The following is a 26353-nucleotide window of genomic DNA, read 5'->3' as shown; positions in this document are numbered from 1 at the left end:
CTAGACACGGTCGGGCCGGCCTTGCAGCGAGAAACCAAGGGAGGAATGCATGTCTTATGTCGACGGATTCGTCCTGGCCGTGCCGAAGCAGAACATGGATGCCTACAGGGACCTGGCCAGCCGGGCTGGCCGCCTGTGGATGGAGTATGGCGCCATCGCCTTCGTGGAATGCGTGGGCGACGACGTTCCGTTCGGGGAACTGACGTCCTTCCCCCGCGCCGTCCAGGCCAAGGACGATGAGATCGTGGTGTTCTCCTGGATCGTCTACCGCTCGCGGGAGGACCGCGACGCCATCACCGCCAAGGTCATGGCCGATCCCCGGTTGCAGTCCGATCCCGCCAGCATGCCCTTCGACGGCAAACGCATGATCTATGGTGGCTTCACACCCATCGTTGAATTGTGAGTCCTTGGCGGGTGCAGACTGCCTGCCTGTTCATCCTTCCGCCGGTCCCGATGTCGGGACCACCAGAGGCGGCCCCACCGGGGGCGAAAGCGGCGCAGGCGCAACCGATGGGGGCCGGCCCGGCAACGGGTCCGGCCCTCCATCCACGGAGCGGATCAGATGGTCGGCCAGCCGCTCCGCCGCGGCTGACAAAGTGCCGGGCGCCTTGTAGAGAGCGATTTCCGTGTCGGCCAATGCTGGCAGGTCGCGTTCCAGTACCCGGAACCCGTCGGGCACCATCTCCCGCGGCAGGACGGTGACGCCCAACCCGGCCCGCACCGCGGCCAGGATGCCGGCCAGGCTGGGGCTGGTGTAAACGATGCGCCAGGGAATGCCGGCGTGTTCCAGTGCCTCCAGCGCCCGCTTGCGATAGACGTCGGGCCGCGGCGCCAGCACCAGCGGCAGTCCACCGTCCCGGCGGCTGACGGCCCCCGTGCCGGCCGGGCCATCCGCCCAGACCAGCGGTTCGCGCCAGACTCTGACGCCCCCTTCCGGCCCTTGCGGTTCACGTTTCACCAGCACCAGATCGAATTCCCCGCGGGCGAAGCCGTCCAGCAGGTTCAAGGTGAAGTCGCAGCGGACCTCCAGGCTGACCCGCGGATGGGAACGGGAGAAGCGGGCCAGCGCATCGGGCAGGTGGACAGTGGCGAAATCCTCCGGCGTACCCAGCCGGACTGTGCCCTGCATGTCCGGGGCGGCGATGCGGGCCTGGGCCTCGTCGGCCAGATCCAGGATGCGGCGGGCGAAGCCCAGCAGCACCTCGCCGGCCGGCGTCAATTGCAGACCGCGCACGCCCCGTTCGAACACGGGCTTGCGCAACTCATCCTCCAGCCGCTTGATCTGCAGGCTGATGGTGGACTGTGTGCGTCCCAGCCGCTCGGCTGCACGGGTGAAGCTGCCGCAATCCACGATCATGGCGAAGCTGCGCAGCAGGTTCAGGTCGAACCCGGCCTCGGGCGACAGCATGGGTGGCGTATCGGCGGGAGATCTGGTCATGCGGCCTCGAACGGAACGGGGCGGCCGTCGGCCGCCCCGCAATTGAAGCGCAGCGTGCGATGCTGCAGAACCGCTTTGTTGGGATGACGGACTATTGCCCCTGGCCCAGGCTGAAACCCGGCTTGCCGTCGAACAGATAGAGATGCTCGGTCTTGATCACCTCGATCCCGGCCTGCGCCAGCCGGCCGGCCAGGGCGATGGCGGTGGCGCTATCGACCGGCTGCTCCGGGCGTGGCTGGAAGCGGCAACGCCAATGGTCGGTGCAGAAGGTTTCCGGCAATCCCTCCGGCCAGACCTTGACCCCCCGGTTGGTGATCAGGGTCAGCGTCAACGGCCCAGCGGCCATGGCCTGCACCTCCGCGGCCAGCGCATCGACGGTGCCGCGATGCTCGACGAAGATGTCGATGCCCGCGAACTTCTTGTCGGCCGGCTCCCGACGGTGCGGTTGCTCCAGGATCACGCGCGGAGCCTGTCCGGCGAGGCGGGCCGGCGTCAGCCGGGTTGGCGTCCGCCCCAACCGATCGATGACCGCCTCGGCAAAGCCCCGGGTGCCGACACGGCGGTGCGACAGCCCATCCCGGTACAGGTCGGCAGTGTGGATGCCGTCCTCCAGCGTGGTCAGCCAGGCATTCTGGATGCGCTCGGCCACCGTTCCCTGGCCGATATGCACCAGCATCTGCACCGCCGCCTGCAGCAGGCCGGACGGGTTGGCGATGTCGCGTCCGGCGATATCCGGGGCACTGCCATGGATGGCCTCGAACATGGCCCCCTGCAGACCGATATTGGCGGAACCGCCAAGCCCGACTGACCCGGCCACCTCGGCGGCGATGTCGGAGATGATGTCGCCATAAAGGTTCAGGGTGACGATGACATCGAAGCGTTCCGGGCTGTCGGCCAGCCGGGCGGCGCCGATATCGATGATCATGTGCTCCTGCTCCAGATCGGGATACTCGGCCCCGATCTCATCGAAGACCCGATGGAACAGCCCATCGGTGAGCTTCATGATATTGTCCTTGGTCATGCAGGTGACCTTGCGCCGGCCATGGGCACGGGCATAGTCGAAGGCATAGCGGATGATCCGCTCGCAGCCGGGCCGGCTGACCAGCTTCAGGCATTGATAGACCTCATCGGTCTGCCGGTGCTCGATCCCGGCATACAGGTCCTCCTCGTTCTCGCGGATAATGACCAGATCCATGGCCGGATGCCGGGTGGCGACCATCGGCGCGAACGCCGTGCAGGGCCGCACATTGGCGAACAGCCCCAGCGTCTTGCGCACGGTCACGTTCAGGCTCTTGAAGCCGCCACCCTGCGGCGTTGTGATCGGCGCCTTGAGGAAGACACGGGTGCGCCGCAGCGACTCCCAGGCCGACGGTTCGATTCCGGCAGTGATGCCGCGGCGATAGACAGCCTCGCCGATCTCGACGGTTTCCGGCGCCAGCCGGGCACCGGCCGCCGTCAGGATGTCCAGACAGGCGGCCATGATTTCCGGGCCGATACCATCACCATGGGCAATGGTGACGGGAACCGGTGCCGCGATCAGGCTGCTCTCGACCGCCGGGTGGACGATCATGTTCATGCGGGTGCTCCCAAAGAGGATTGGTCCGCCCAAGGACCTAATCCCCTCACCCGCATTTTTGAAATTGATAGAGCAAAAGATCTTCATTGAAAAAATCAATGAACATAAGCAAGGCCACGCCAGCCCCGCCTCTCGACGGACACCCGCTCAGCCCATACGGGCGCGCCGCCGCAGCTTCACCAATCCATAGTGCAGTTCCCGCAGCCGATAGCCGCGCCCCCCGGCCAAACCCTGGCGCAGCAGATAGCGGCCGATGCGGGTACGCAGATAGGTCAGCGGCGTCCGCCAGTGTTCCCGCGTCAGGTCGGTCTGGCTGCCATCGGCCATGGCCAGGCGGGCCATCAGTTCCATGGCCCGGGCCGGCAGGGAGTCCTGGATCTCGGCTTCCACCGTCGCCGGCAGCGGCAAACCGAGCCAGCGCCGGCATAATGCCAAGGCATGCAGCAGGGCGGGCCGCAGCCCGATCTCGGCGGCGGCCATGATTGCCGCCTCCATATCGGCCGGGCGGCGCAGCATCACGGCCAGATCGGCCAGCCAGCGCAGACGCTCCCACCCATGAAACAGGGCATGGACCAGCAGATACAACGGCTCCTGCGCCGACGACAGGACCGGCACGGCGATACCGCCTATCCGCACGGTTTCATGTCTGGCCCACAGCGTATCGAAGTCCCAGGGCAGCACATGCGGGTTCGAAGTCAGGCGCCGATGCACCTCGACCACGGTTCCGGTGCTGGGACAGCAATGGCGCACCTCGTGGTGGACCAGATCCTCTTCCGCCGCGTCACCCACCGGTTGACCAGCCTGGCTCCAGGATTCCCGCGGCAACCCCATGGCGGTCAGCCGTGCCGCAGCCCGCTCCAAATGGTCAGGGCGCACCAGAATATCGATGTCACCGGCTCCGCGCATGTCCAGCCGGCCGTACAGACGCTGGGTCAGGCCCACGCCCTTCAGCAACAAGGCGTCAATGCCATCGGCCTGGAACGCCTCCCAGATCCGCTTCACCTGCCCGGCCGTCATCAACGACCGCCGCGCCTCGAGGGCAGCCCGCTGTTCCAGTGCGCACCGGGCCACTGGGTCCATCCGGTCCAGCCACCCCTCGCGTTTCAGCGTGAACAGCAAGGGTTGAACCAACCGATGCCGACGGGCCGCCGCCACCAGATCCTCCCAGTTGGATTCGTTGGAAAGACTCTGGTGCAGCAGAGCCGCTGCGCCGTCAGCGAAGGGAGCACACGCACAAAGGCCAAGAATGCGGAACCGACCCTGTCTCTCAAGCAGTAGCTGACCCATACCCTTCGACTCTTCGTGGTACCTCCGGCCATTCTATCGGGGGACAGGGGGCGGAGCGACCGGAAAGGTGCGGGGGCGCCCATTTTATCACGTCGGCTGGACGTCACCGCCACGGGGACGGCACGCCAATAATTTGACACATATCAATATGCCGGATCAGCACAACCATGTCACATCCGGATTAACTCTTCAGTAAGAAATACCACAGGAAATAGCAACCAGAACACGTGGAGAGGGGGCCGCACAATGTCTTCCTGGTTTGCCAACCTGCGGTTGGTCACAAAGCTGCTTTTCCCTGCAGCGCTCATGCTCATGATGGTCGGCATCATCGTCTGGCAAGCCTCCAGCTCGCTGGACAAACTGGCAGACAGCCTCCAGGAGGCCACGGGTCGGACGGCTGTGCGCACTGGCCTGGCTTTCCAGATCGAGGCGGCCGTCAATGGCGCCGCGGTGGCCGAGAAGAACGTGATTATCGAGACTGAAGCGGACAAGATGGAGGAAAGCACCGGGATTTTTAACGACCGCATCGCCCGCGCCCGTCAGGCCGCCGAACAGATCATGCCGCTGGCCCAGCCCGACCGGCAGATTGTGCTTCGGCAACTGGGAGAAAAGATCACCGCCTATGAAGCCATTGCCCGGGACGTCATCCGCCTGTCCCGGGCGCAGAAGCCGGAGGAAGCGCAGGCCATTTCCGGCACGGCAGGCCGCAGCATCCGGGCCGAACTGGCGGCCCTGATCCAAGACATCACAAGCTACAACCTGAAGGCGATGGGCCAGGCCCGGACCGATGGAACGGCACTGGCCGCTTCGTCCCGCAGCCTTCTGCTTTCGGTGGCGGGCATCGGGTTGCTGGTGGCGGCCCTGCTGATCGGCGTCATCGTGCTGGGCTTCGTCGTGCGTCCTCTGCGGCGGATCAGCGATGCCATGGACCGTATTGCCGGCGGGCAGCTGGACACGCAGGTGGTCGGGGCCGATCGCCACGACGAGGTCGGTCAGTTGGCACGGGCTCTGCAGACCTTCAAGGACAACACCCTGCATATGCGCCAGCTGGAGGCCGAAGCGGCGGAGCAGAAGCGGCAGAGCGAGGCCGCCCAGAAGGCGGCGCTGCATGCCATGGCCAATACGTTCGAGGCCAGCATCAAGGGGGTGGTCGATACGGTGGCCGCGGCGGCCACGGAGATGCAGTCCGCCGCCCAGTCGATGGCCGCCATCGCCGAGCAGTCCAGCCATCAGGCCGGGGCTGTGGCAGCCGCCAGCGAGCAGGCCAGCGCCAATGTCAATACGGTGGCCGGCGCCACGGAGGAACTGGCGGCCTCGGTGCAGGAGATCAGCCGGCAGGTCGCCGAATCAACACGGATCGCCGGACAGGCCGTCACCGAAGCCGGCCATGCCAACGATCTGACCGCCGAACTGGCCGGCACGGCGCAGCAGATCGGTGATGTGGTGGAACTGATCACGGCCATCGCCGCTCAGACCAATCTGCTGGCCCTGAACGCCACCATCGAGGCGGCCCGGGCCGGTGAAGCCGGACGGGGCTTCGCCGTGGTCGCCGGCGAAGTGAAGAATCTGGCCACCCAGACCGCCAGGGCGACTGATGACATCAGCGCCAAGGTCACGGGTATCCAGCAAGCGTCGCAACAGACGGCCCAGGCCATCCAGGCCATTGCCGCCACCATCGGCCGCGTCAATGAGATCGCAGCCGCCATCGCCGCCGCGGTCGAGCAGCAGGGCGCGGCCACGCGTGACATCGCCGGCAATGTCACCCAAGCGGCGCAAGGGACGGCCGAGGTCAGCGCCAACATCACCGGCGTCAACCAGGCCGCCGGGGAAACCGGTTCCGCCGCGAGCCAGGTGCTCGATGCCGCAGCCAGCCTGTCCCGCGATGCCGAGGCGCTGCGGGCCGAAGTCGCCCACTTCCTGGCCAAGGTGCGCGCGGCCTGACATCGACCGGCTGCATGGCCGGTGACGGCCAGACACTCCGCCGTGGCCGGCTAAGGTCACGGCGGAGTGTCATGGGCCGAAGCGGCGACGGGGCATTGCGACAAAGTGTGCCAAGGGCAGCGCCCCGCTCCCTGTTCTAAAGTTAAAGGCTTTGCAGCACACCTGCTGTTGGAGGCGGGCCGTGCGATAGACGGGGACAGGGCGTGGCGGACAGCGATACCCGATCAGGAATCGGCTTACGAATCCCATATTCGTCGCCGCACATTTTCCTTATTGCCTTCGTCATTTCCCTGTCTGTCACCGTTCTGGCCATCTGGTCCCTTATCAACAGCTACCGGGAACGCGCCGAGCGTCTTGCCATCAACGCCAGCAATCTCGCCGGCAGCCTGGAGCAGAGCGTCGGCATCATCATCGACCGGGCGGATCTGGCGCTGCGGGCCGTCGTGGATGATTATCAACGCCGGCTGGCCCAGCCGCCGTTCGACGATGCGGCCTTCCGTCAGTTCGTGGACCGGCAGGTCACCCAGATGGGCGCCTTCGAAGGCCTGCGCATTTCCGATGCCGATGGCCGGATTCGCTACGGAACGGGCGTCGAACCCAATGGAACGGCAACCATCGCCGACCGGGCCTATTTCACCCGGCTGCGCACCGAGCCGGCGGCAGGACTGGTCATCGCCGCCCCCCTGACGGCGCGGATCAGCGGGATTCCCGCCATGGTTCTTGCCCGCCGCATCAACCAGCCGGATGGCTCCTTCGGCGGCGTTGCCATTGCCGTCATCGAGTTGGACCACTTCACCCGCCTGTTCTCCACCCTGGACCTGGGGCATGAGGGGGCCGTGGCCCTGCGTGGGGCCGATCTGGGCGTCATCGCCAGATTTCCCGATCAGGTCAACGGTCAGCCGGCCATCGGCCAGAAGGCGGTGTCACCGGAACTGCTGGCACATGTGCAAAGCAATCCAGTGCGGGGCACCTATCGCGCGCGGGCCGGTATCGACGGTGTCGAACGCATCCTGTCCTACCGCCGGATCGGCCGGCACCCGCTCCACATCGTCGTCGGGCAGTCCTGGACTCTCGGCATGCAGGAATGGCGGAGCAACGCCGTATGGGTGGGCAGCTTCATCCTGCTTTTCGTGCTTGTCACCGCCATCGGCGCCTGGATCGCATCAAAGATCTGGACCCGCGAAGTCGCGGCCGTGCGCCGGGCCGAGGTGGCGTCGGCGCGGCTGCACGCCGTGTTGCAGAACGCACCCATTGGACTGGCGATCCTCACGGGCGACCGCATCATCCAGCTGGCGAATTCGGCACTGACCAGCATGTTCGGCGTAGACGGGGAGTCCCTGGCCGGGCAGTCCATCGCCCCCTTCTATGAGGTCCGGCAGCAATTCGAGGCCATCGGGCAGCAGGCCTACCCCATCATCAATGCCGGAGGCGGTTTCGAGCAGGAATTGCTGATGCGGCACCGGGATGGGCACAGCTTCTGGTGCCGCATCAGTGGCCGGATGGTCGATCATACCCAGCCGGCTCTGGGCACGGTCTGGATCTTCGAGGACATCAGCGAGCGGAAATCCTATGAACAGCGGGTCATTCATCAGGCGACTCATGACCCGCTGACGGGCCTGCCCAACCGCGTGTTCCTGGTGGAATGGCTGCGGACCCGCCTCAACGCCAGACCCCAGCAGCATCCGCTGGCCGTCCTTTCGCTGGATGTGGACGGTTTCCGGCTGATCAATGATTCGCTGGGTCATCCCTTTGGCGACGAATTGCTGACCATGATGGCCGACCGGCTGCGGGCGGCGCTGACGGGTGGCGAGACCATTGCCCGGATCGGTGGTGACGAGTTCATCCTGGTGGCCGATGGGGCCGACACGGCCCACGCGCTGGAGCGTGCGCGGCAGATGGCCACGGAAATGGAACTGCCCTTCCTGGTCCAAGGCACGGCTGTCCGCATCAGCGTCAGCATCGGAATCGCCGCCCATGACGGCGACCCCACCGATCCCGAGAATCTGCTGCGGGATGCCGATCTCGCCCTGACCCATGCCCGGGAGCGTGGCAAAGGACATATCGAGCTGTTCAGCCCGCGTCTGGGCGAGGAGATCGTGCTGCGCCACCGGTTGCAGACCGATCTCGGGCAGGCCATCCCCGCCGGCCAGATCTCGGTCGCCTATCAGCCCATCGTCGCATTGCGCGATCTGCGGCTGGTGGGCATGGAAGCGCTGGCACGTTGGAGCCATCCCGATCTCGGCGCCATCCCGCCCTCCATCTTCATTCCGCTGGCAGAGGAAACAGGGCAGATCCTGCCTCTGGGCCGCTACATCCTCGAAACGGCGGTGACCGATGCCGCCCGGCTGCGACAGTTGGCAGCGCCGGGCCAGGGGCTGTTCGTCAATGTCAATCTGTCGGTGCGGCAGCTCTGGGACGAGCGCTATGTCGATGATCTCCTGGCCTATCTGGCCGATGGTCACACCGACCAGCTGAAAATCGAGGTGACCGAAAGCATGACCATGGTCAATCCGACCATGGCACTGGCGGTCTTCCAGCAGTTCCGCACCCTGGGCATCTCCCTCTGCATGGATGATTTCGGCACCGGCTATTCCTCCCTGGCCCAGCTCAGCCGCTTTCCCTTCGATGTGCTGAAGATCGACAAGGGTTTTGTCAGTGCCCTCGGCCAACGGCCGGAACAGCGCAATCTGTTGCAGGGCATTGTGCGGCTGGCGCACAGCCTGGGCCTGGAAGTGGTGGCGGAAGGGGTCGAAACCGAAGAGCAGCACCGCATTCTCTGGGAGATCGGCTGTGACTACGGCCAGGGCTTCCTGTTCTCCCAACCGGTTCCTGCCGAGGAGATCAAGGCCATGCTGCACCGGAAATGGCCCGCGCATTCCGCGCATATCGGTGTCGCCGACATGGCCGACGCCGACCTGGTCAGCGGCTGATCCGGCCGCATAAACCTTTTCCGATCATATTTTTCTAATATTCTCTTTTTTGCTCGCCTTCACATACACGCAAAGATACATTACATAAAATTTTATCATTCCCTGACGAGCATCAGTCACCCCACCCCATCCCCCTCAAAATCCGGCATACGATTGGCTGCTTCATCGAAACGATGAAATGTATCGCCATTTTTCGCTTGCGCCGCGAATGGTACAGCCATGGACCAGAGCTGCCGAATCCATATCTTCCTTATCGAAGATGACCAGACGGATGCCGATCGCATCCAATCGGTCTTGCAGTCGCCACAGTTCAACCTGACCCTGACCCGATTTGGCACACTGGACGCGGCGCTGCTGGCCTTCGCCAGCACCCGATGCGACCTGCTGCTGCTGGATCGGGCTGCCCCCCGCCTGGACCCAGCCCTGCGCCATCTCGGCAGCGTCCACCCGGACTTGCCGGTGATCGTGCTCTCCACCCGGGATGACGAGGATGCCGCCATGGCCGCCGTCTCGGCGGGCGCGCAGGATTATCTGGTCAAGAATGGTCTCGATGGGCACGGGCTGGTGCGGACGATCCGCTATGCCATCGCCCGCAAACAGCTGGAAGACCGTCTGCGCCGGTCGGAGCGGCGTCTGTACAGCATCATCACCATGGCCCAGGACGCCATCATCTCCGTCGACCGCGAACATCGCATCGTGCTGGTCAACCCGGCCGCGGAGCGCATTTTCGGCTATACGGCCGCGGAAATGTTGGGACAGCCGCTGGACCTGCTGCTTCCGGAGCGGCTACGGACCACCGTTAGCAGCAGTCTAGACGCCTATGCTGCACGCGGATTGGCCACGCCCCTGCTGGACAGCCGCCGGGAGATGCTGGGGCAGACGCGCGGCGGGCGGGAATTCCCGGTGGAAGTGTCCTTATCGCCGGACATCCGGCCCGACGGGTTTCCCGTGACTGCCATCGTCCGGGATATCACCGAGCGGCGGCGGTTCGAGGACGAATTGCGGCAGCTGGCCACGACCGACGCTCTGACGGGCCTGTTCAACCGCCGTGCCTTTCTCGACAACGCCCAGCAAGTGGTCGGGCGCTGCCGCCGCCATCATCGGCCATCCTGCGTGCTGATGTTCGATATCGACCATTTCAAGCTGGTCAATGACACCTACGGCCATGCCGAAGGGGATCGGGTGTTGGCTCTCGTGGCCGACACCTGCCGTCGTTTGTTGCGCAACGGCGATCTCATCGGGCGGCTTGGAGGGGAGGAATTCGCGATCCTGCTGCCGAAATCAGGCATGGACGCCGCCATGGCCGCGGCCGAACGGCTACGACTGGCCGTTGCCGCGCTGGCCATCCCGATTCTACGGGACCAGACCCTGTCGCTCACCGCCAGCTTCGGCGTTGCCCCCATCCGCGGACAGGAGGCCGGCATCGAACAGGCGCTAAGTCAGGCGGACACGGCGCTGTACCGGGCCAAGACCGACGGCCGCAACCGGATCATGGCTGCGGACGCCGATCATAGTCCGTTCCCCGCGGCTACGACCCCGACGGCAGCTTGAAGGTGCGGCGGCGCACCACCACCACCTCCGGCTCCGGCCGCTGACGGACCGGCGCGGCAATGGCGGGCGCGGCCGGACGCAGGCGGGGCCGGCGCAGCGTGGTCGGCCCATCCTCCGACTGGCCCCCGGTCGGGCCTTCCCACAGGCTGACCGGATTCACCGGCATGATGGTGGACAGCGCATGCTTATAGACCAACTGCTGCACACCACGATGTTCCAATAGGATGCAGTACTGGTCATGGCCCACGACCTGCCCCTGCAGTTTCACGCCACTGGCCAGGAAAAGCACAAGATCCACCTGTTGGTTCAACAGGTGATCGAGGAACTGCTTCTGAAGGGGATTGGGCTTCGGCGCGGCGGTCATGGGACAATCTTCGTTGATGGCGGCGCATCATGTCAGCCCTTTCGCGACACCGGTAGCGACTTCTTCGCAGCCCAGAACCAGCGTCGCGGCATTGAGTATGGATGGACAGGGGAGGATTCCCGCGCACCTCCGCCGTCTCAACCGGTCAATGGGCGATCAGCAACGGCAGATCCGCCTGCCGCAGAAGGCTGCGCGTGACACCGCCGAACAGCATCTGCTGGCTGCGGGAATGGCTGTAGGCCCCCAGGACAATAAGGTCGGCCGCCGTCGACCGGGCCCGGTCGCGGATGATCTCGGCCACGGGCCGGCCGGCCGCCTCCATCTGGTCGACGGTGACCTTGACCCCTTGGCGCGCCAGCGCCAGACCCAGATCGGCACCGGGCTCGGCACCATGTCGCGCATTCTTCTCGGGATCGATCACCAGAACCCGGACCGCCCGGGCCGCCAACAGCAACGGTGCGGCGTCACGGACCGCTCGCCGGGCTTCCCGGCTGGCGTTCCAGCCGATCAGCAGGGATTCGGCAACACTCCCGGTCCAGCCGGTGGGCACCAGGATCACCGGAATGCCGGTGGTCAGCAGCAGTCCCTCGGCCGTGGCCACGCCGCCGACACCCTCACCCAAGACCAGCAGATCCGCATGCAGGCAGTGCAACGGCAATTCCCGGCTCGCCGCATCGGGGCCGAGAACGCGGAATTCCACCGGGATATCGTAGGGCATGGTCGTCGCCTGCACCTGGCCCGCGACCATGGCGATGTCGGCCCGCTGCCGGACCCGACAGCGCTCGATGACCTGCTGGATGGCGCTGTCACCACGGGCGAAACAGTCGGCCGGAGTCGCCGGCCACCCCGGCGGCAGGACGAACAGGGCGACCAGGTGGGCGTGATGGCGGGCGGCCAGAAGGGCTGCATAGCGGACCCGCCCGGCACTGGCGTCGGTGGTGTCGACAATGACGGCGATGGTCTTCATTGGCATGACGTTTTCCCCTCTCTGCGCGCCGGCCGATCCATGCGACCGACGCATATCTTTGTTCTCTCACCATTTTAGAGGCGCAGGGAAAATGGGAAATGACGCGGGTCACAGCCGAAGCCAACGGGTACGGAAGAGGGCGACGCCAACGAGCGAGGCTGCATTGACGCCCTTCGGCGCCCCCCTGTATGACACGGTTCATATCGCTTGCAGGGGATGGGGGCTGGCCATGCGCGGGTCAGGCCGCCATTGGTGACGCATGCGAGGAGGTTCCATGCTGAGCACCCGCCGTGAGCTGCCCGCCGGCTCCGTACTGTTCCAGGCCGGCGAGGCGACGGACCACGCCTATGTCATCGAGAATGGCCATGTCGCCATCCTGTTGCCCGGAAACGGTGAGGATCGCCGGGTGGTGCTGGGGCCGGGTGAGTTCGTCGGCGAGATGGGGCTGCTCGACGGGTTGCCCCGGTCGGCGACGGCGGTCACCCTGACACAGGCCAGCCTTCTGGTGGTCACGGCGGAGCAGATCAGCCGCCGCATCGATCTCGCCGATCCGGTGCTGGCGGCCCTGGTGCGCAGCCTGTCGCTGCGCCTGCGCGGACAGCAACAGCACAGGGATGACGATGCCGCGCCGGGTGAGTCGGCGGCCCGCACCGAAAGCGAGGTGCTGCGCTGGTTGCGGCAAGAGCGGGATCTGGCCCGCGATCTGGCTGCGGATCTGATCGTCCCTTACCTGCAGCCGATCGTCAGCCTGGAGAGCCGCCGCGTCGAGGGATACGAAGCCCTGGCCCGCTGGCATCATCCGGCCCAGGGGCTGATTCCGCCCGGCATCTTCATTCCGCTGGCCGAAACAAGTGGGCAGGTGGCAGACATCGACCAAACGGTGATGCGCCAGGCCTGTACGGCACTGGCACGACATGGCGATGCCCCGTTTCTCAGTTGCAATGTCTCGCCCTGCTGGCTGGCGGATGCCCCAGCGGTCATCGCCGATATTCTGACCGAGACCGGGTTTCCGGCGGCCCGTCTCAAGGTCGAAGTGACGGAGAGCGCCGCCGTCTCGCCCCAGGCGGTCAGCGCGCTGCATGCGCTGCGCGCCATGGATATCTCGATTTCCCTGGATGATTTCGGAACCGGATATTCTTCCTTCTCCTGCCTGTCCGACCTGCCACTGAGCGTGGTGAAGCTGGACCGCTCGCTGGTGGCTGATGTGGCCGGCGGTCGGCGACCGCGCGCCGTGGCCGCCGGCATCCTGGCCCTGGCACGGGAGCTGGGATTGCATGTGGTGGCGGAGGGCATCGAGGAGGAAGCGGTCGCGGCGACCATCGCCGCCCTGGGCGGGCGTTGGGGCCAGGGCTGGCTGTTCGGCCGGCCGGCACCGCTGGAGACGCTGCGCTGGGAGTAGCCGGAGCGTCCCCGGCGATTCGGCACACTGGCCCTGTCAGCGTCGCTCTGGCAGGCTGCCATCCCCTGCCCCCTACGCACAGCCGCACCATGTCCCGTCCCCGCCTTGTCGTGACCCGCCGGCTTCCTGTTCCCGTGCTGGAGCGGATCAGAGCCGAGTTCGAGGCCATTGTGCCGGACACCGACCTTGATGCCGGCATGGCTCTTGCCGCGATTCGGCGGATTCGGGCTGATGCCCTGCTGCTGACGCCAAAATTGCGGCTGGATGCCGATTTCATCGCCAGTTTGCCGGACCATCTGCGCGTGGCCGCCACCTGCAGTGCGGGCTTTGATCACATCGACGTGGCAGCGGCCCGGGCCCGGGGACTGGTCGTGACGAACACGCCCGATGTCCTGACCGAGGCCACGGCCGACCTAGCATTCCTGTTGATCCTCGCGGCCGCCCGGCGGGCCGGCGAGTATGCCGCCATCATGCGTGCGGGCTGGCGCCGCAGCTTCGGCCTCGACGAGATGCTGGGCGTGGATGTCAGCGGGCGGACCCTCGGCATTCTTGGCATGGGGCGCATCGGTCAGGCCGTGGCCCGCCGGGCCCGGGGTTTCAACATGCCCATCCTCTATTGTAACCGCCGCCGGTTGCCGCCTGACCTGGAGCAGGGTGCCCGCTATTTCGCCGACCTCCATGCCATGCTGCCGCACTGCCAGATCCTGAGCCTGCATGCGCCGGCCAGCGGCGATACCGAAGGCCTGATGAATGCCGATGCCTTCGCCCGGCTGCCGCGCGGGGCCATCTTCGTCAACACGGCCCGGGGAACGCTGGTCGATGAGGAGGCGTTGATCGATGCGCTACGCTCCGGCCATCTGTTCGCCGCGGGACTCGATGTTTTCCGGCGCGAGCCGGATTTCGATCGTCGGCTGGCCGAACTGCCCAACCTGATCCTGACACCGCATGTGGCCAGCGCCACCCTTGAAACCCGCACGGCAATGGGTTTTCGCGCCCTCGACAACATCGCCGCCGTCTGTACCGGCCAGACACCGCGGGACCCGCTCTGGCCCTGACGGCCGGCGCCCGGCACATCCGGAACGTGGCGTTTGCTGCCGTGTGCATAAGGAATTGTGAATAAGGGTTGGATGTTTCGCCGTATTCGCTTAGAAAGAAACTCTATAAGCCGCTTGGGAAACACTCTCCCGAATGTCGAAATTTTTAATTTCTGCAATAAACAGGTTATCATTTGCCGGCCTGCGGCGGCGGGCGGCGCATATCGCGCTATGTTGTTCTCTGCTTCTTCTGCCCAATTCGCCGGCCCACGCGGAAGGGCTGGTTATGCTCTATCCGGACATGCGGCCCTTCATCGAAACGGGAAGTCATCCCAGCGGCTATGTGGTCGATCGGATTGAGGAGATCTTCTCCCGGGCCGGGCTGACGCCGCTCTGGTCGGGACCGGTGCCGCGTCCGCGGATATTGAAGGATCTCGCCCGACCGGATCTCGTCGCCTGTCTCCCCAACGCCCGGCTGACTCCCGACCGCAAGGGGGTCTTCCAGTACACCGACCCCCTGTTTCCCGCCCCGCACTGGACCATCATCTTCCGCCGGGATGATCCGCGGCCGGCCCGGCATCACAGTCTGGCCTCGCTGCTGGCCGATGAAACGCTGATTTTCGGCCACCAGCAGAGCATGCCGCTCGGCCCGACCCTGGACCCGCTGCTGCAGGACGGACGCCCCAATGTGCAGATCATCCGGGGGTCGCCGGCATCGGTGCTGGAAATGCTCCAGGCCAAGCGCATTGATTATGCCGTGGCCGACGCCAACAGCCTGGATGCTCTCGAAGAGAAGACACCCATCCAGCGCAGCGCCCTGGCGGTGCATGATGTCGAGGACCTCGGCGAGGATGAGCCCGGCCGCATCCTCTGTTCCCTATCGGTGCCGGTCGAGGTGATCTCGCGCCTCAACCAGGCCATTGCCGCCATCCGTGAACGCGACACGGCGATAGAACCGCGCAAATCATAAGCTTACCCTCCCCGGTCGATGCCATGAAGGGCATCACAACCAGCCGTGGAGAAAGCTATGTCTGTGAAGAAGATCGTTGCTGTCACCCTGACCATTGCCGGCCTGTCGTCCCTGGCTGTCACGGCCCTGTGGTCGTCGGCACAGAAGGAGGGTGAGGTGCAGATTTCGGCGACCAAGCCCAATCAGGGCTGCCGCAGCTGCTGGCCCATGTGATCGCGGGCGGGCAGAGGAAGGAAGACCCGCCGCCCGGCTTTTCCTCACTCCCGCCCCGACTGTAAGGCGGACTGTGAGGCAGCGGCGGCGGACCGGGGCTGTGTGGCAGACCGCACGGCCCCGGACCTGCTGTCATCCGCGTGAGCGGCCGGCCCTGGCAATCAGGGCCGGTCGATACGCCGATGAACCGGATCAGCCGTTGACGGCGTCCTTCAGCCCCTTGCCGGCCGAGAATTTCGGCTGCTTGCTGGCCGCGATCTTGATGGTCTCGCCGGTCCGGGGATTCTTGCCTTCGCGCGCCGGACGATCGGACACCGAGAAGGTGCCGAAGCCGACCAGGCGGACATCGTCGCCCTTCTTCAGCGCGCCGGTGATCGCGTCGAACACAGCGTCCACGGCCTTGCCGGCCGCGGCCGAAGTCAGACCGGCGGCGCTGGCAACAGCAGCGGCGAGTTCACCTTTGTTCATTTCCGTAATGCTCCCTTCGTATCGCAGAGGCTGAACGGCCTCTTACGCCCTTGTGACGCGGGTTTCCGAGAATGGCAAGCGGCAGTATTCGGGCGACCCTATGACAAAGGCGCTTCCGGCCGCCGGTCCCACGGCCCCGGATGCGCCCCGGCACCGATGACGACCGCCCCGCGCCTGTCCGCCGCACCCCGGCAACGACCGCGCCATTGATGTGAGTCATTTCACGGCCAGCTTGTTCGGCTTTTACCACAGCTTAAGGGATTAAGCCCTTATGGTGAGCATGAAGAGAATGACGCTGGCGGCAAGCGTGATTCGCGCCAGTAATATGCCGGGGATGAAACGATGAACACGTTATCGATCAGAGCGAAACTGCTCAGCCTGGTGGCCGTCTCCAGTCTCGTCATTTTTGCCATTGCCGGGCTTTGTCTGTACCAGAACTATCAGCGGATGTACGCGGACCGCCTCCAGGAGTTGAAATCCGTGACGGAGTCCGCCGTCGGCATCGCCGTCAAGCTGGAGGATGAGGTCACGGCCGGGCGTATGACCCGGGACGAGGCGAAGATCCGCTTCCAGCAGGCGGCCGGCGCCATCCGCTACCGTGGGGGCGAGTACATGTTCGCGCATAGCTGGGATCTGATTGGCTTTGTCCATGCCAATCCCAAGCTGGTCGGGGCCGATGTATCCGGGATCAAGGATGCCAACGGCGTCTATCTCATGCGCGAGCTGGCCACCATGACCAAGCGGCAGGGCGGCGGCTACATGGAATATGGCTGGCCGCGCACCCAGGGCGGCACCGACTATGCCACCAAGCTGGCCTATGCCCAGGGGTTCGCACCCTGGGGCATTTTCGTCGGCACGGGCGTGTTCATCGATGACCTGCAGGCCGATTTCCGCGGCATGCTGTGGAAGATCGGCGGCATCATCATCGTTCTGGCCCTGCCGGCCATCGGTCTGATCGCCCTGGTCGGCACCGATCTCAGCCGGCGTGTCCATGGTTTGGCGGTCAAGATGCGGGCGCTGGCCGATGGCGATCTGTCCGTCAGCTTTCCCGAGGCCGATCGCGGCGACGAGGTCGGCGCCATGGGCAAGGCTGTTCTGGTGTTCAAGGACAGCATGGTCCGTAACCGGGAGATGGAGGCCGACGTTCGGGCGGCGGAGGAGCGGGCGGCCCGGGAACGGCGGGAGGCCCGCCTGCGCATGGCCGAAGCCTTCGAAGCCAGCGTGAAGGCGACGGTTGACGCCGTGGCCGCAGCCTCGACCGAAATGCAGACGGCGGCCGGCTCCATGACCGACATGGCACAGCAGGCCAATGCCCAGGCCGCGGCCGTGGCCGCCGCCGCCGAGCAGGCCAGCAGCAATGTCAGCACCGTGGCTGGCGCCACCGAGGAACTGACCGCCTCGATCCAGGAGATCGCCCGTCAGGTGGCGGCGTCCAGCAGCATCGCCGGAGATGCCGTGTCGGAGGCAGAGCGGACGGCAAGCACCATTGCCGGCCTGGTTCAGGCGGCGGCCGATATCGGCCATGTGGTCGAGATGATCAACACCATTGCCGGCCAGACCAATCTGCTGGCGCTGAACGCCACCATCGAGGCGGCACGCGCGGGCGAAGCAGGGAAGGGTTTTGCCGTCGTGGCCTCGGAGGTCAAGGCGTTGGCCACCCAGACCGGCCGTGCCACCGAGGAGATCCAAACCAAGGTCGCGGAGATCCAGGCCGCCACCGGGCAGGCGCGGCAAGCCGTCACCGGCATTGGCGGCACCATCACGCGCATGAGCGAGATCTCCGCCACCATCGCTGCCGCCGTCGAGCAGCAGGGCGCCGCCACCCGCGACATCGCCGGCAACGTCCAGCAGGCGGCCCGCGGCACCCAGGATGTGTCGGGCAATATCACCGGTGTCAGCCAGTCGGTGTCGGAGACCGGCGCCGCAGCCGAGCAGGTGCTGGGAACGGCCGCCGAACTGTCCCGGAATGCCGAGACTCTGCGCCAGGAGGTTGACCGCTTCCTCAGCAGTGTGCGGGCTGCCTGAGGTCATCGGGGCGGCACGGGTCCGCCCCCTGGCTGCCGCCGGTATCACAGATCCGGGCGGCCACCGGCACGGTCCCACGGGGCCGTGACCGGGGCGGCCAGCGGCGCCAGGACTTCTGCCGCCGCCATCAGCGTCCGGTCCAGCATGGCTTCCAACGACAGCAGGCGCATCAGCCGGGCCGATGTCGCCGCCATCAGGGTTCTCACCGGAGCCGATGGCATCGGCTGCTGCCGCAACTGCCACAGCAGTCGGGTCGCAGCATCGACCTGTGCCGAGGTCTCCTCCAGATGCCGCAGGACCGACCGCACCGCCGTCGTCTCGGGCAGAAGACGGCGGTGCCGGCGCATCCGATCGATCATTCCGGCATATTCACTTCCGGCCTGCATGCCGTACTCCATCCCAATCGGGGTTCGCCCAACAACTCCGCATCGGACCACCCACCAGCCCAACCAGTAGACACAGCCACGTTGCCAGACATAACCTTTTTGTATGTATCTGCATAATATGTGCGGATTCGTTTAATTCTTGCTAATTCTGCGGATGACAGGCCCACGCCAACAGCGCCATCAGACGAACTTCGTTGCGCACGGAATGATCGATATGGATTTTGCTGCGTTCATGGCCGCCAGCGGCTTCGGTGACTGCCTCCGCTATTGGTTGCGGTTGCCCAGAACGGATGGTGTCCCGGAAAAGCGGCAATTGGACCCGGCACAGATGCCGCGGCATATCCTGCCCTGGCTGGTCCTTTACCAGCGCATGCCCAACGGGCGCTATCTTTGCCGTCTGATGGGCACGGGGGCCTGTGCCATGTGGGGGGAAGACCCGACCTGGCGCTATGTGGACGAGATCCTGCCGCCGGCGGCCTACGCAGCCCGGCGCGCGCCCTTTGATGAATGCCTGGACCAGGGGCGACCTCTGGGGTTCCAGGCCCGGCTGGTGATGCGCGGCCGTGAATGGAAAACGTATCGCCGCCTGATGCTGCCCCTGCGGTGCGGGGCGGTCGTGGACCATGTGTTCAGCATGGTGTCCGCACTGAAGGTGGCAGAGGCCGGACGGATGCAGGCCCCTCCAACCCTGGACGGCCCGGAGACTATCGTCCGTCCGACGGACAGGGATCTGGCCCCCTGGTCCTGACCGCGATCGGCCGGCGCCATCACGGGCCAGCGCCGGCCGGTCCCATCGCTTCCCGGTTGGTCGCAGAGGCAGCCCCATTGGCAAACCGCACGAGTTTGCCGCGGCTGACCGTGCCGGTCACGGCATAGGCATAGGCGCCTTGGCGCCAATAGACCACGGGGCGCCCATCGATGCCCACCACCTGCGGAACCAGATCCAGCGGCCGCGGCGGCCGGCTTCCCGGGTCCTCCACGGCAAAGATCACCAGCAGATCGCCGTGTTTGTCCCGCCAGAAGACCTGTGCGGCATCCCCCTCGTCCCAAGGTGCCAGCCGCGCACCCAGCAACTGCCAGCCGCGGCCCTGCGGCGATGGCAGGGGAACTGGAATGTCAGGATCGGCGGAGGCCAGATGGGCCACCTCCTCCACTGCATCATCGGCCAGCCCGCGCTCCGCCACACGCTCACGCAGCGCCGTATGGAACGCCTCAGCCGCCTCGTCGGCGAAGACCGGCACTGGCAGGGCGGCATCGGCCGGGGCGGTGAAGCCGGGACTCATCGCGTTCAGGCCCCAGCCCACCGCAATCAGCAGACAGGCCGCAAGCCCGCGCTGCACTCCGCGGCGCACCAGCCGCAGCAGCAGCTGACGCTGCAGCCGGCCGGCCAGCTGATCGGTCGCGACCAGACGGGTCGGCGGCACCTCCGGGGCGACACATCCCACCCGCAGCAGATCAGACAGGCTCTTGTCGGCCATCACCCGGGCCGCCACCGCGGGATGACCGGCAAGCCACTGCTCCACCACGGCTTGCCGGGGCAGGTCCAGCTGCCCGTCGATATAGGCGGTGAGGTCATCCTCGGTCACAGGATCATGCATGGGCAGCATCCTCCTATTCCACGACCGTGAGGTGGGGCCGGCGGGAAGCCGGGATCGGCGGCGCCGCGGCCAGTTGCTGGCGCAGCTGTTCGCGCGCCCGCGACAGACGGGACATCACCGTGCCCAGTGGCACGCCCTGGACCTCGGCGATCTCCCGGTAACTCAACCCTTCGACGGCGGCCAGCATCAGGATGTCGCGCGCGCCGTCCGGAAGGCGGAGCAGAGCGCCCATGACCTGATGCGCCTCGACCACGGCGATCTGGCTCGGCGGTTCCGACGGCTCCGCCGCATCGGGGAACAGCTGGGCCAGCCCGCGGCGCTCGGACTGTTCCCGGCGCCAGCCCGAGACACAGGTGTTGTGAACGATCGACAGCAGCCAGGTCCGCAGATTGGCTCCCGGCTGCCAGGTGGAGGCCCCGGCCAGTGCCCGGACCAGACTTTCCTGCACCAGATCCTCGGCCCGGTCCGCATCACGGGTCAGAACCATGGCATAGCGCCGCAGCGCAGGAAGATGGGAACGGATATCCGGAAGCACGGGGAAATCACCTGCCGGCCAGAGCGGGGCACCCCGCCTCACCTTATTATACGCCGCACCGGCACACCTATTCCCAGGAAAACCGTCACGCCCGATCAACGCCGCACCGGATGGGCATCAAGGCTGGGTTGCGGGAAAAAGCCGGCCCTGCATGGACGTTTTATGACATTTCCATGTGCGTTTTATTTCACCCACGGGCGGCATCAATGCCGCCCTTCTGCTTTTTGCGACCTGGATATCATGTTCCTGACTCACAGCGATGCCGTCGCTCCGGTGACGACGCCCCACCTCACTGTCCGCCTTCTCACCCTCTACGCCCCGGCGCTGAGCTTCATCCTGATTCTGTTTCTGGAGGGTCAATTGCAGTGGCCCCTGACGGGTACGGAAATGGGGCCGGTGGAAAGCCTGCAGGTCCTGCTGCTGCTGCTGGGCATCGGATACGGGCTGCGCTGCTGGCATCACTGCCGCCGGCAGGATCCCGCCCACAGCTGGTGGTTTCTGCTGGCCGTCGCCGGCTGCACCTATGCCATGCTGGAGGAAATCAGCTATGGCCAGCATCTTCTCCACTGGGCCACGCCGGACCTGTGGCAGCAGCTCAACGATCAGGGCGAAACCAATCTGCACAACACCTCGGCTTGGTTCGACCAGAAGCCGCGCATCATCCTGGAGATTGGCGTCCTGGCCGGCCTCGTCATCGCCCTGCGCCGTTGGCGCGGCCGGCCGGTCCGCCTGGGCTGGCTGACCCCCGTGCTGCCTGGATCGGCCATGCTGATGCCAGGCCTGCTGGCTGTAGCCGCCTTCATGCTCGACAGCATCCTGACCAACGGCTTCGACCTGTCTTTCGGGCTGGCCCGCCCCAGCGAACTGGAGGAACTGTTCCTCTACTGGTCGGTATTGGCCTATCTGGCCGGGTTCGCACAGGAAGCCGCCCGGCGCCGCTGACTGCTGCAAAAAGTTCGGCCCGGGTCGCGAAACCCGGGCCGAAACCATCCTACTCAAGTGCCCCACGCCGCGGACGGCCGCGGGGAGGTCGACGTCAAAGCTCCGGCCACTGGCGCACGACCAGGGCCCGCACCTCTTCGGCACTGTCGACACCCAGGGCCGCCTCGGCCACCGCGCGGCAATCTTCCATGCGCAGGGTGCGGATGAAGGCCTTAAGGTCGGCGATGACCGCCGGCGTGGCCGACAGCTCGGTGACACCAAGGCCCAACAGCAGCGGTGCCGCCATGGGATCGGAAGCCGAACCGCCACAGACCGCAACAGTGCGTCCCAACGGCGCCGCCCCCTGCACCGCCTGCCGGATCAGGCGCAGAACGCCCGGATGCAGCGCGTCCAGATGGGCCGCCACATGCGGGTTGCCCCGGTCCATGGCCAGCACATACTGGGTCAGGTCGTTGGTGCCGATGGACAGGAAGTCCGCCAGAATCGAGATGCGGTCGGCAATCAGCGCCGCCGCCGGCACCTCGATCATGGCACCCAGGGCGATGGGTTCGGCCCGGCCCAGCTTGGCCCGCTCCTCATCGACCATGGTCCGGACGATCTTCATCTCCGACGGAGACGCGATCATCGGCACCATGATGCTGCAGACACCATAGGGTTTGACCCGCAGGATGGCCCGGATCTGCGTGCGCAGCAGTTCCGGCTCACGCAGACCGACGCGCACGCCGCGCAGGCCCAGCACCGGGTTTTCCTCCGGTGGCAACGGCATGTAGGGCAGCGGCTTGTCGCCGCCCACGTCCAGCGTGCGGATGATCAGCGGGCGGCCGCCCAGACCATCGGCGATCTGCTGGTACTGGTCATACTGCTCCTCCTCGGTCGGTGCCGACTGGCGCTCCAGGAACAGGAACTCGGTGCGCAACAGACCGCAGCCCTCGGCCCCTTCCTGCACCGCTTCGGCGGTATCGCCGACACGGCCCAGATTGGCGAACACCTCGATCCGGGTGCCGTCGGCCATGACGCACAGTTCACCGGCCGACTTGCGGTTCTCCGCCCGGCGGGCGGCCCGCTGCGCCGCAACGTCGCGGGTGGAGGCCAGCGCATCTTCCGGCGGGAACACGCGCAGTTCGGCACGGTTGCCGTCGACGATCACCGGCGCCCCGTCGGGAATACGCTCCGCCTGGCGTCCCAGCGCTACGATCGTCGGCACGCCGAGAGCCGAGGCCAGGATCACGGCATGGGAAGTGGGGCCGCCATGGGCCATGCAGATGCCGCCCAGCAACCCGGCCGGAACACCGGCCAGATCCGAAGGCAGGATCTCATCCGCCACCACGACGCTGCCCTTGGGCAGATCGGCCAGCCCGGCCCCGGCACTCCGCCCGGCCAGGACGGCCAGCACCTGCTGCTCCAGGTCACGCAGATCCGCGGCGCGTTCGGCCATGCGGGCGTCGGCCAGGCGCGACAGCACCTCCGCATGGGCCTGCGAGGCCCTGCTCCAGGCCCATTCGGCGCTCTGGCCCGCCCGCACACCGGCCAGGGCGGCGTCGACCAGTTCAGGATCTTCCAGCAGCGCCTGATGCGCCTGGAAGATGGCCCCCTGCTCGGGCATGCGCGTGGCCGCATCCGCCAGCTGGGCCGTGACCTGGGCCAGGGCCCGGGTCAGCCGCGGCTCCTCGACGGCGGCACCGGCCCCCGTCTCGTTGACGGCCTGGACCGTGCGGAAGCGTCGCACCACCGGACCGACAGCCACGCCGGGGACGGCGATGGTGCCCTTCAACAGCACCTCTTCACCGGCCGCGAATGGCGGGCCGACCGCCTCCTCCGCCGGAGCCGGCACCGCAACCGCCGGAGCGGCTGGTGCTGCGGCCACCGCCGGGGCACTGCCCGGCTGCACGACCGGGTCGCCCAGGCCGGCGCGGATCAGCCCGACAAGCTGTTCGACCACGGTCGCGGCGTTGCCGCCGGAGACCTGGACGGTCAGCTCGTCGCCCAGCACCGTGCCCAGGCCCATCAGCGACACCACGCTCTTGGCATTGGCGCTGCGGCCGCGACAGACGATCGCAACGGCACCCGGATGGGCCTTGGCCGCATTGGCCAGGGCCGCGGCGGGACGCGCATGCAGGCCCTGGGCGATGCACAGCTGCACCTGCCCTTCGGCCGTCGGCGCGTCGGCCGGCACCGCGTCGGCCGCGGCCGGGCTGCTGTCCGCGGCCAGGGTTCCGCCGATCACGGTCATGATGCGGTCACCGATCTCCACCGAGCGGCCGGTGGCACAGTCGCCCACCTGGAAGGAGTCACCGTTGACCACCACCATCATGCTGACCAGGCTACGCGCCCGGCTGGCTAAAACGTTGATGTCGAAGCTCAAAAGGAGATCCCCGGCGCGCACGGCCTGCCCGTCCTTGACATGGGCGGTGAAGCCCGTGCCATTAAGGGCAACCGTGTCGACACCGACATGCAGAAGGATCTCGGCGCCGCTGGCAGCCCGCAATGTGCAGGCGTGCCGAGCGCGGTGGACGGACAGGATCACGCCGTCGCACGGGGCCCGCAGCTCGTTGCCGACGGGATCGATTGCCAGTCCATCGCCGACCAGACGCTGGGCGAAGGCCGGGTCAGGCACCTCCTCCAGCGACATGGCCCATCCAGCAAGTGGAGCAGTGAGATTGATCTCGGTCATAGTGGTCCCACTTATTTCAGCCCATAAGCCATCACCAAGGGTGTATGGCGGAGGTCGCAGCACGGCCTTCCCGGTACGGCTTCAACACCGTCCGGACATGCTTCCGAACCGCGGGGTGCCGGGGAAATGTAGCTAAACCTTCGGCACCATCGCAGAGCAGGAAACCTTCACGGCTCCATGTTGTATTAGGCTTAATTAAGGGTACGACACGGCAGCTGTCAACCAACAAGCGGGGAACCGCAATGACACTAAATCCCTTCGCGTTCCTGCAAAAAGTCGGTAAGTCGCTAATGTTGCCGGTGGCTGTTCTGCCGGTAGCTGGCCTTCTTCTTGGTATTGGTGCGGCGAATTTCGGCTTCATGCCCGAAATCGTCTCGCTGATCATGAAGAATGCCGGCGATGTCATATTCGGAAACCTGCCTCTCATCTTCGCCATCGGCGTGGCTCTCGGTTTCACTGAAAACGACGGTGTGTCGGCTGTGGCCGCGACCATCGGTTATATGGTGATGCTGGCGACCCTCGGCGTCATGGCCCAGGTCTGGGGCATGGAGCCGAAGACCATCATGGGCATCAAGTCCATGGAAACCGGCGTGTTCGGCGGTATCCTGGCTGGTGGTCTCGCGGCGGCGATGTTCAATCGCTACTACAAGATCAATCTGCCCCCCTATCTCGGCTTCTTCGCCGGCAAGCGCTTCGTGCCGATCGTCACGGCCCTGGCCGCGATCGTGCTCGGCATGGTCCTGTCGGTGATCTGGCCGCCCATCCAGGACGGCATCAACGTCTTCTCCCGCTGGGCCGCGGAAAGTGATCCGCGCATGGCGGCGACGGTGTACGGCTTCGTCGAGCGTCTGCTGATCCCGTTCGGTCTGCATCACATCTGGAACGTGCCGTTCTTCTTCGAGATCGGCAGCTTCACCGATGCGACCGGCAAGGTCGTGCATGGCGACATCGCCCGTTACTTCGCCGGCGACCCCACTGCCGGTATCCTGGCTGGCGCCTTCTTCTTCAAGATGTTCGGCCTGCCGGCCGCTGCCATCGCCATCTGGCATTCGGCCAAGCCGGAGAACCGGGTGCGCGTCGGCGGCATCATGATCTCGGCCGCTCTGACCTCGTTCCTGACGGGCATCACCGAGCCGATCGAGTTCTCCTTCCTGTTCCTCGCCCCGGTGCTGTACCTGATCCATGCCGTGCTGGCCGCCTCGACCCAGTTCGTGGCGAACACGCTCGACATGCATATGGGCTTCACCTTCTCCCAGGGTGGCATTGACTTCGTGGTCTTCAACGCGCTGAGCCCCTATGCCAAGAACTGGTGGCTGGTGCTGATTGTCGGCCCGATCTACGGCGCCATCTATTACACCGTGTTCCGCACCGCTATCCGGGTCCTCAACCTGAAGACCCCGGGCCGTGAGGATACGACTTCGGAAGATGTCGGCGTGCAGGTCGGCACCGGCCGCGCCCGTGATCTGGTCGTGGCCTTCGGCGGCCGTGGCAACATCCGCAACCTGGACGCCTGCATCACCCGCCTGCGCGTGGTGGTCGGCAACCCGGCCGCGGTGGACGAGCCGAAGCTGCGGGCCATGGGCGCCTCGGGCATCCTGCGGGTCGGTGACAGTGTGCAGGCCGTGTTCGGCACGCTGTCGGAAAACCTGAAGACCGAAATGGAAGAGTATCTGCGCGGGACCACCGCGGACGCCGACGGCCCCATCGCCGCCCCGGCTGCCGCGGCCCCGGCTCCGGCCGCAGCTGCGCCGACCACGACCACCCTCTCCCCGGACCGCATCCGTGCGGCCCTGGGTGGTGCTGGCAACATCAAGAGCCTGGACGTCTTCGCCGCCACCCGGCTGCGGGTGGAACTGGTGAATGTGGCCAAGGCCGATCAGGCTGCTCTGAAGCAGGCTGGCGTGCGGATGATCATGGGTGTGGGCACCACCGGGCTGGACCTGGTTGTCGGCACCGAGGCCGAGGCGCTTGCCGCGGCCATCAACGGCGGCAAGCGGGCCGCCGAGTAACGGGTCAAAAGGTCGCCGTCCCTCCGGGGACGGCGACGCTACCTGTGAA

The 26353-nt window shown here is 66.1% G+C and carries 22 protein-coding genes; 12 read left to right on the top strand and 10 right to left on the bottom strand.

From position 1 onward, the window contains the following. Positions 1–49: 49 nt before the first annotated feature. A complete protein-coding gene (locus DK368_RS06120) occupies positions 50–403 on the top strand; it encodes a DUF1428 domain-containing protein (protein ID WP_114393023.1) in 354 nt (117 codons plus the stop codon). Between the two features lie 30 nt (positions 404–433). Here the strand turns inward: DK368_RS06120 and DK368_RS06115 are convergent, their stop codons facing one another. From DK368_RS06115 to DK368_RS06105, 3 genes are all read right to left on the bottom strand, one after another. Beyond that, on the bottom strand, positions 434–1438 hold the full coding sequence (locus DK368_RS06115) for a LysR substrate-binding domain-containing protein (RefSeq protein ID WP_114393021.1): 1005 nt from the start codon (positions 1436–1438) through the stop codon (positions 434–436). Between the two features lie 91 nt (positions 1439–1529). Continuing rightward, positions 1530–3014, bottom strand: coding sequence for an NADP-dependent isocitrate dehydrogenase (locus tag DK368_RS06110; RefSeq protein ID WP_240002356.1), 1485 nt, complete (start codon positions 3012–3014; stop codon positions 1530–1532). A gap of 147 nt (positions 3015–3161) precedes the next feature. Then, on the bottom strand, positions 3162–4301 hold the full coding sequence (locus DK368_RS06105) for a nucleotidyltransferase domain-containing protein (RefSeq protein ID WP_114393019.1): 1140 nt from the start codon (positions 4299–4301) through the stop codon (positions 3162–3164). A 246-nt stretch (positions 4302–4547) separates the two neighbouring features. Here DK368_RS06105 and DK368_RS06100 point away from each other — a divergent pair, with 246 nt between their 5' ends. The 3 genes from DK368_RS06100 to DK368_RS06090 all read left to right on the top strand — a co-directional run bounded on the left by DK368_RS06100 (position 4548) and on the right by DK368_RS06090 (position 10723). Continuing rightward, positions 4548–6242 carry a methyl-accepting chemotaxis protein gene (locus DK368_RS06100; protein WP_114393017.1) on the top strand — a complete coding sequence of 565 codons (1695 nt, stop codon included), beginning with the start codon at positions 4548–4550 and terminating at the stop codon, positions 6240–6242. A 203-nt stretch (positions 6243–6445) separates the two neighbouring features. Beyond that, the gene (locus tag DK368_RS06095) at positions 6446–9172 is read left to right on the top strand and encodes a bifunctional diguanylate cyclase/phosphodiesterase (protein ID WP_114393015.1); all 2727 of its coding nucleotides are present in this window, start codon (positions 6446–6448) and stop codon (positions 9170–9172) included. A 219-nt stretch (positions 9173–9391) separates the two neighbouring features. After that, positions 9392–10723, top strand: a complete 1332-nt coding sequence (locus DK368_RS06090) for a GGDEF domain-containing response regulator (protein ID WP_114393013.1) — start codon at positions 9392–9394, stop codon at positions 10721–10723. On the opposite strand, the gene hfq is transcribed toward DK368_RS06090, so the two are convergent. After that, on the bottom strand, positions 10701–11087 hold the full coding sequence (hfq, locus tag DK368_RS22375) for an RNA chaperone Hfq (RefSeq protein WP_114393011.1): 387 nt from the start codon (positions 11085–11087) through the stop codon (positions 10701–10703). The two genes, DK368_RS06090 and hfq, sit on opposite strands and share 23 nt — an antisense overlap. A gap of 145 nt (positions 11088–11232) precedes the next feature. Beyond that, entirely contained in the window at positions 11233–12060 is an 828-nt protein-coding gene (locus DK368_RS06080) for a universal stress protein (RefSeq protein WP_162305904.1), read from the bottom strand. 268 nt (positions 12061–12328) lie between these two features. Here DK368_RS06080 and DK368_RS06075 point away from each other — a divergent pair, with 268 nt between their 5' ends. The 4 genes from DK368_RS06075 (at position 12329) to DK368_RS21275 (ending at position 15670) form a co-directional block, all read left to right on the top strand. Next, entirely contained in the window at positions 12329–13453 is a 1125-nt protein-coding gene (locus DK368_RS06075; RefSeq protein WP_162305903.1) for an EAL domain-containing protein, read from the top strand. Positions 13454–13542: 89 nt separating this feature from the next. Then, positions 13543–14508, top strand: a complete 966-nt coding sequence (locus DK368_RS06070) for a 2-hydroxyacid dehydrogenase (RefSeq protein WP_114393005.1) — start codon at positions 13543–13545, stop codon at positions 14506–14508. Positions 14509–14773: 265 nt separating this feature from the next. Then, on the top strand, positions 14774–15457 hold the full coding sequence (locus DK368_RS06065) for a substrate-binding periplasmic protein (protein WP_162305902.1): 684 nt from the start codon (positions 14774–14776) through the stop codon (positions 15455–15457). Between the two features lie 57 nt (positions 15458–15514). Next, entirely contained in the window at positions 15515–15670 is a 156-nt protein-coding gene (locus DK368_RS21275; RefSeq protein WP_155524491.1) for a hypothetical protein, read from the top strand. Between the two features lie 192 nt (positions 15671–15862). Here the strand turns inward: DK368_RS21275 and DK368_RS06060 are convergent, their stop codons facing one another. After that, positions 15863–16138: an HU family DNA-binding protein gene (locus DK368_RS06060; RefSeq protein ID WP_114393001.1), complete on the bottom strand. Its 276-nt coding sequence runs from the start codon at positions 16136–16138 to the stop codon at positions 15863–15865. Between the two features lie 342 nt (positions 16139–16480). Between DK368_RS06060 and DK368_RS06055 the strand changes: the two genes are divergently transcribed. Continuing rightward, complete coding sequence (locus DK368_RS06055; protein ID WP_114392999.1) at positions 16481–18163, top strand: methyl-accepting chemotaxis protein; 1683 nt, start codon at positions 16481–16483, stop codon at positions 18161–18163. Positions 18164–18207: 44 nt separating this feature from the next. Here the strand turns inward: DK368_RS06055 and DK368_RS06050 are convergent, their stop codons facing one another. Continuing rightward, positions 18208–18522, bottom strand: coding sequence for a hypothetical protein (locus DK368_RS06050; RefSeq protein WP_155524490.1), 315 nt, complete (start codon positions 18520–18522; stop codon positions 18208–18210). A gap of 181 nt (positions 18523–18703) precedes the next feature. On the opposite strand from DK368_RS06050, the gene DK368_RS06045 reads away from it, so the two are divergent. After that, positions 18704–19297 carry a PAS domain-containing protein gene (locus tag DK368_RS06045; protein ID WP_114392995.1) on the top strand — a complete coding sequence of 198 codons (594 nt, stop codon included), beginning with the start codon at positions 18704–18706 and terminating at the stop codon, positions 19295–19297. 19 nt (positions 19298–19316) lie between these two features. Here the strand turns inward: DK368_RS06045 and DK368_RS06040 are convergent, their stop codons facing one another. Together DK368_RS06040 and DK368_RS06035 are read right to left on the bottom strand one after the other, a co-directional pair. Continuing rightward, positions 19317–20147, bottom strand: a complete 831-nt coding sequence (locus DK368_RS06040; protein WP_155524489.1) for an anti-sigma factor family protein — start codon at positions 20145–20147, stop codon at positions 19317–19319. A gap of 13 nt (positions 20148–20160) precedes the next feature. Beyond that, complete coding sequence (locus DK368_RS06035) at positions 20161–20682, bottom strand: sigma-70 family RNA polymerase sigma factor (protein ID WP_275668478.1); 522 nt, start codon at positions 20680–20682, stop codon at positions 20161–20163. A 240-nt stretch (positions 20683–20922) separates the two neighbouring features. Between DK368_RS06035 and DK368_RS06030 the strand changes: the two genes are divergently transcribed. Beyond that, positions 20923–21624 carry a hypothetical protein gene (locus DK368_RS06030; RefSeq protein WP_114392991.1) on the top strand — a complete coding sequence of 234 codons (702 nt, stop codon included), beginning with the start codon at positions 20923–20925 and terminating at the stop codon, positions 21622–21624. A 94-nt stretch (positions 21625–21718) separates the two neighbouring features. Here the strand turns inward: DK368_RS06030 and ptsP are convergent, their stop codons facing one another. After that, positions 21719–24295: a phosphoenolpyruvate--protein phosphotransferase gene (gene ptsP, locus DK368_RS06025; RefSeq protein ID WP_114392989.1), complete on the bottom strand. Its 2577-nt coding sequence runs from the start codon at positions 24293–24295 to the stop codon at positions 21719–21721. A gap of 242 nt (positions 24296–24537) precedes the next feature. Here ptsP and ptsG point away from each other — a divergent pair, with 242 nt between their 5' ends. After that, positions 24538–26304, top strand: a complete 1767-nt coding sequence (gene ptsG / locus DK368_RS06020; RefSeq protein WP_114392987.1) for a PTS glucose transporter subunit IIBC — start codon at positions 24538–24540, stop codon at positions 26302–26304. Positions 26305–26353: the final 49 nt, after the last annotated feature.

The organism is Oleisolibacter albus, from assembly GCF_003336875.1.
Lineage (GTDB): Bacteria > Pseudomonadota > Alphaproteobacteria > Azospirillales > Azospirillaceae > Niveispirillum > Niveispirillum album.
The sequence above is the reverse complement of the archived record's forward strand: the minus strand, read 5'-3'. Positions and strand labels throughout refer to the sequence as shown.

Excerpts from the sequence above, each read along its gene's own strand:
- DK368_RS06100 (WP_114393017.1), top strand. The coding sequence starts at position 4,548 with ATGTCTTCCTGGTTTGCCAACCTGCGGTTGGTCACAAAGCTGCTTTTC.
- DK368_RS06030 (WP_114392991.1), top strand. The coding sequence starts at position 20,923 with ATGTTCCTGACTCACAGCGATGCCGTCGCTCCGGTGACGACGCCCCAC.
- ptsP (WP_114392989.1), bottom strand. The coding sequence starts at position 24,295 with ATGACCGAGATCAATCTCACTGCTCCACTTGCTGGATGGGCCATGTCG.
- ptsG (WP_114392987.1), top strand. The coding sequence starts at position 24,538 with ATGACACTAAATCCCTTCGCGTTCCTGCAAAAAGTCGGTAAGTCGCTA.
- DK368_RS06120 (WP_114393023.1), top strand. The coding sequence starts at position 50 with ATGTCTTATGTCGACGGATTCGTCCTGGCCGTGCCGAAGCAGAACATG.
- DK368_RS06105 (WP_114393019.1), bottom strand. The coding sequence starts at position 4,301 with ATGGGTCAGCTACTGCTTGAGAGACAGGGTCGGTTCCGCATTCTTGGC.
- DK368_RS06045 (WP_114392995.1), top strand. The coding sequence starts at position 18,704 with ATGACAGGCCCACGCCAACAGCGCCATCAGACGAACTTCGTTGCGCAC.
- DK368_RS06060 (WP_114393001.1), bottom strand. The coding sequence starts at position 16,138 with ATGAACAAAGGTGAACTCGCCGCTGCTGTTGCCAGCGCCGCCGGTCTG.
- DK368_RS06115 (WP_114393021.1), bottom strand. The coding sequence starts at position 1,438 with ATGACCAGATCTCCCGCCGATACGCCACCCATGCTGTCGCCCGAGGCC.
- hfq (WP_114393011.1), bottom strand. The coding sequence starts at position 11,087 with ATGACCGCCGCGCCGAAGCCCAATCCCCTTCAGAAGCAGTTCCTCGAT.
- DK368_RS06080 (WP_162305904.1), bottom strand. The coding sequence starts at position 12,060 with ATGCCAATGAAGACCATCGCCGTCATTGTCGACACCACCGACGCCAGT.
- DK368_RS06055 (WP_114392999.1), top strand. The coding sequence starts at position 16,481 with ATGAACACGTTATCGATCAGAGCGAAACTGCTCAGCCTGGTGGCCGTC.
- DK368_RS06090 (WP_114393013.1), top strand. The coding sequence starts at position 9,392 with ATGGACCAGAGCTGCCGAATCCATATCTTCCTTATCGAAGATGACCAG.
- DK368_RS06040 (WP_155524489.1), bottom strand. The coding sequence starts at position 20,147 with ATGCATGATCCTGTGACCGAGGATGACCTCACCGCCTATATCGACGGG.
- DK368_RS06075 (WP_162305903.1), top strand. The coding sequence starts at position 12,329 with ATGCTGAGCACCCGCCGTGAGCTGCCCGCCGGCTCCGTACTGTTCCAG.
- DK368_RS21275 (WP_155524491.1), top strand. The coding sequence starts at position 15,515 with ATGTCTGTGAAGAAGATCGTTGCTGTCACCCTGACCATTGCCGGCCTG.
- DK368_RS06050 (WP_155524490.1), bottom strand. The coding sequence starts at position 18,522 with ATGATCGATCGGATGCGCCGGCACCGCCGTCTTCTGCCCGAGACGACG.
- DK368_RS06065 (WP_162305902.1), top strand. The coding sequence starts at position 14,774 with ATGCTCTATCCGGACATGCGGCCCTTCATCGAAACGGGAAGTCATCCC.
- DK368_RS06110 (WP_240002356.1), bottom strand. The coding sequence starts at position 3,014 with ATGAACATGATCGTCCACCCGGCGGTCGAGAGCAGCCTGATCGCGGCA.
- DK368_RS06070 (WP_114393005.1), top strand. The coding sequence starts at position 13,543 with ATGTCCCGTCCCCGCCTTGTCGTGACCCGCCGGCTTCCTGTTCCCGTG.